The sequence below is a fragment of the Flavobacterium sp. genome (genome assembly GCF_035760125.1).
In the GTDB taxonomy this organism is placed as follows: domain Bacteria; phylum Bacteroidota; class Bacteroidia; order Flavobacteriales; family Flavobacteriaceae; genus Flavobacterium.
In genome coordinates, this window is record NZ_DASTTN010000451.1 from 1 (window position 1) to 4,300 (window position 4,300).

Annotated in this window: 4 protein-coding genes; all 4 read left to right on the forward strand. The window is 33.5% G+C overall.

Annotated elements, in window-relative coordinates; genetic code table 11:
* The coding region (locus tag VFS71_RS15970) for an ABC transporter permease (protein ID WP_326402513.1) at positions 1 to 1,218 on the forward strand (1,218 nt) is incomplete at its 5' end.
* Between the two features lie 44 nt (positions 1,219 to 1,262).
* The gene (locus VFS71_RS15975) at positions 1,263 to 2,381 is read left to right on the forward strand and encodes an efflux RND transporter periplasmic adaptor subunit (RefSeq protein ID WP_326402514.1); all 1,119 of its coding nucleotides are present in this window, start codon (positions 1,263 to 1,265) and stop codon (positions 2,379 to 2,381) included.
* A 77-nt stretch (positions 2,382 to 2,458) separates the two neighbouring features.
* Entirely contained in the window at positions 2,459 to 3,838 is a 1,380-nt protein-coding gene (locus VFS71_RS15980; protein ID WP_326402516.1) for a TolC family protein, read from the forward strand.
* Positions 3,839 to 3,842: 4 nt separating this feature from the next.
* Positions 3,843 to 4,300: efflux RND transporter periplasmic adaptor subunit (locus tag VFS71_RS15985; protein WP_326402518.1), on the forward strand; the 458-nt coding region annotated here is incomplete at its 3' end.

Below are 4,300 nucleotides of genomic sequence, written 5' to 3' on the forward strand. Positions count from 1 at the left end.
AATACCTTCCGAACACTAATGACTGCTTTTGGAGTGTTTTGGGGTATATTTATTTTGGTGGTTTTATTAGCTGCTTCCAATGGTTTGGAAAATGGTATTAGAAAAGGATTTGATGGTATTGCTACAAACACCATGTTTATGTGGACGCAAACTACTTCAAAGGCTTACAAAGGATTGCCTAAAACTAGAAGATATGATTTTAGAAATAGTGATGTTGATGCCTTAAAGCAAAAATTTCCGGATTTATTGTATGTTTCTCCTCGTAACCAATTGGGTGATTTTAATGGAGTGAATAATGTTATCAGAGGAACAAAAACAGGTGCTTATAATGTTAATGGTGATTATCCGGAGTTAGTCAAACAAGAGCAAATGGATATTATCAAAGGCCGTTTTGTGAATCAGCAGGATATATTGGCAAAACGTAAAGTAGCTATTATTGGTACAGGTGTCATTAATGAGTTGTATATGAGTACCGAAGAAGTGTTGGGGACTTATATAAAAATAAATGGGGTCAACTTTATGGTGGTTGGAGTGTATAAGTCAAAAGGGCAGAATAACGGTAACGCTGAATCGGCTCAAAAAAATATATTTATCCCTTTTACCACATTTCAGCAAGCCTTTAATTTTGGTGATAAAGTAGGATGGATGGCCATAACTGCTAATGATAATGCCTCAATAACAGATCTTCGGCCAGGTATTTTGGCACTTATGAGAGAAAGACATTTCATTCATCCTGATGACGAAAGAGCTGTTGGTAATTTTGACTTGTTTGCCGAATTTCAAAAAGTACAGGATCTATTCAATGTTCTTAAATTCATCGCTTATTTTGTTGGAACTTTAGTCTTGTTATCTGGGATTATTGGAATTTCAAATATTATGCTAATCGTTGTTAAAGAGCGGACAAACGAAATTGGAATAAGAAGAGCATTAGGAGCAACACCGGGTGCCATCAGATCCCAAATATTATTGGAAGCAATTTTTCTAACCATAGTAGCAGGAATGTTTGGTATCGCCGTAGCGACGGGCTTGTTGGCCATACTCAATATGATTTTGGCTACAATGCCTACAGATGGGATGATGTTTATTAATCCAAGCGTTGATTTAGTGGTTGTTTTTATAGCCTTACTAATTTTAGTGGGTTCGGGATTATTGGCTGGATTCATCCCAGCACAGACAGCTATTAACGTAAAACCAGTAGATGCCTTACGAGCAGAATAAGAACTCAATCAAAAAACAATAATAATCGAATAAAAAATTTTAAAATGAAAAAAGGAGTAACCATAACCGTATTGATTTTAATAGCAATAGTTTTCTTTGGAGCTTTATATTATTTGTACGCAAAAAACCAAGAATCTCCTATAGTTTTTGAAACGGATAAAGTGGAAATAAAAACTATAGTGAAAAGTACCTTAGCTACAGGAAATATTGTACCAGATGAAGAGGTATTGATTAAACCAAATATTTCTGGAATTATAGAAGCGGTGTATATTAAAGCCGGAGAATCGGTAAAGGCTGGAGACATGATTGCTAAAATCAAAGTTGTAGCTAATGTTTCTAGTTTGAGTAATTCTCAGAACCAAGTGAAAACTGCAAAAATTGAATTGGATAACCAAGAGAAATTATATCAAAGACAAAAAACTTTATTTGATAAAGGAGTGATTTCTGCCAATGATTTTGATGCAGCACAATTAGCATATAATCAAGCCAAACAAAATTATTATGCATCGACACAAGGATTTGATATCGTAAAAACAGGGACAGCTTCTGGATTAGGAAATTATGCCAATACTTTGATTCGTTCTACTGTAAATGGAATGGTACTGGATGTTCCAGTAAAAGTAGGTAACCAAGTCATTGAAAGTAATAACTTTAACGAAGGAACAACAATTGCAAGTGTTGCTGATGTCGGGAGAATGATTTTTGTTGGTAAAGTTGATGAATCTGAAGTAGGGAAAATTAAATTAAATATGCCTATTGAAATTACTGTTGGAGCCATTGAAAATAAAAAATTTACTGCTGTTTTGACTGATATAGCACCAAAAGGGAAAACAGAAAACGGAGCCATCCAATTTGAAATTAAAGCGACATTAACCAATAGAGACAATACTTTTATCAGAGCAGGTTTGAGTGCCAATGCTTCTATCATTCTGGAAAAAGCGGATAAAGTACAAGCTTTAAAAGAATCGTTAGTTCAATTTGATAAAAAAACATTAAAACCATATGTAGAGATTCAAACGGGACCACAAAAGTTTCAAAGAAAAGAGATAACATTAGGTGTTAGTGATGGAATTTATGTAGAAGTGAAAAGCGGTATTAAAGCTTCGGATAAAATAAAAGTTTGGAATCAAGGTTTGAAAACTGAGGAAGCAAAACCAAACTAATCGCTGAAGTAGGTTTTTGATAAACAAATTAAGTTAAATATATGCAGCGGATTTGCTGCGTCTTTATTCCATTAAAAATGAAAAAAATAAATTATATAAGTATCGCTTTTATCTTCCTGATTGGATTAGCTTCTCAAGCACAAACCAAGGCATGGACTTTGGAAGAGTGTGTGAGATATGCCATAAAAAATAACATTTCTATAAAAAATACTGAACTAGATACGCTTTCAGCAAATATTGATAAGAGAGGTGCTTTTGGAAATTTCCTTCCATCCTTAAATTCAAATTCTTCTCATTCTTGGAATATAGGATTAAATACAGATCCCGTAACTAACGTTAAGCGTAATCAAACGACACAATATACATCGATTGGGGCCGGTGTTGGTTTTGATATTTATAAAGGAATGCAAAATCAGAATACACTGCGAAGAGCTAATCTTTCTATTGTGGCTTCAAAATATAAACTAGTAAAAATGCAAGAAGACATTGCCTTGAATGTGGCCAATGCTTTTTTGCAAGTACTTTTTAATAAAGAAAATCTAAAAGTGCAACAAGAGCAATTGGCAATCAATGAGAAGCAATACACACGTTCTGAAGAATTGGTTAAAGCAGGGTCTATTCCTCGTGGTGATTTATTGGATGTAAAAGCAACTGTAGCTACCAATAAACAAAATGTTATTACTGCGGAGAACTCTTTGTTGATATCTAAATTGAGTTTGGCTCAATTATTACAATTAAAAGAATTTTGGGACTTTGATGTAATTGATGATACCAATATTAATGATGAAAATAATATTATGTCAGTTAAGCCGATTGACATTTATGCTAAAGCAAAAGAGACCAGAACGGTACTGAAAATTGCTCAAACTAATTTAGAGATTGCGCAAAAAAACGTGGCAATTGCAAAAGGAGGCTTCCAACCGACACTTCAAGGTTTTTATAATTTTAATACTCAGATTTCTTATGCAGATGTTATTGCATTCGATGGTAATGGTAATGTAATAGGGACTAAAGCTGCAGATCCATTTACGGAACAATTTAAGAATAATAGAGGGCAATCTTTTGGGGCACAATTATCAATACCTATCTTTAACGGATGGTCTGTTAGAAATAATGTGGAGCGTTCTAAAGTGGATTTAGAAAAATCTAAAATTGCATTGGAAAAAGAAGATTTGGACTTACAAAGAAACGTTTATACTGCTTTTACCGATGCTAAAGGAGCAATGAATGCACATGAATCAGCTATTATAGCGCTGGAATCCAGAGACGAAGCTTATAATTATGCTAAAGAAAAGTATGCAGTGGGTTTGATGAATTCTTTTGATTTCAATCAATCGCAAACTTTGTTGACCAACGCACAATCTGAAGTAATAAGAACTAAATATGACTATATTTTCAAAATAAAAATACTAGAGTTTTATTTTGGAATTCCAATTGACCAAATCATGAAAAAATAATACTATGTCAAAAAAAACAATTTACATTATAATAGGTTCTGCAATAGTAATTATTGGGGCATTAATAGGACTTTCAAAAGCTGGAATTATTGGAAATAAAGATAAGGGTAAAGAAGTGGAAATTGCCAATGTTGAAACGGGGACAATAGTTGAAACTGTTTCGGCCACAGGTAAAATTCAACCTGAAATTGAAGTAAAAATTGCTTCGATGGTTTCTGGTGAGATTATTGATTTGCCGATCAAAGAAGGACAAGTGGTAAAAAAAGGAGAATTATTGGTAAAGATAAACCCTGATTTATATACTTCTGGTTTAAATAGAACAGTGGCCAATTTGTCTGGAACCAAAGCTGGTTTAAGTCAGTCTGATGCTTCTTTTAATGAAGCGAAAGCTAATTATGAAAGAAATAAAACCTTGTTTGAAAAGGGAATTATCTCGAAATCTGATTGGGATAAATCGGTAGC

Coding starts and splice junctions, on each gene's coding strand:
- VFS71_RS15975 (WP_326402514.1), top strand. CDS start 1,263: ATGAAAAAAGGAGTAACCATAACCGTATTGATTTTAATAGCAATAGTT.
- VFS71_RS15980 (WP_326402516.1), top strand. CDS start 2,459: ATGAAAAAAATAAATTATATAAGTATCGCTTTTATCTTCCTGATTGGA.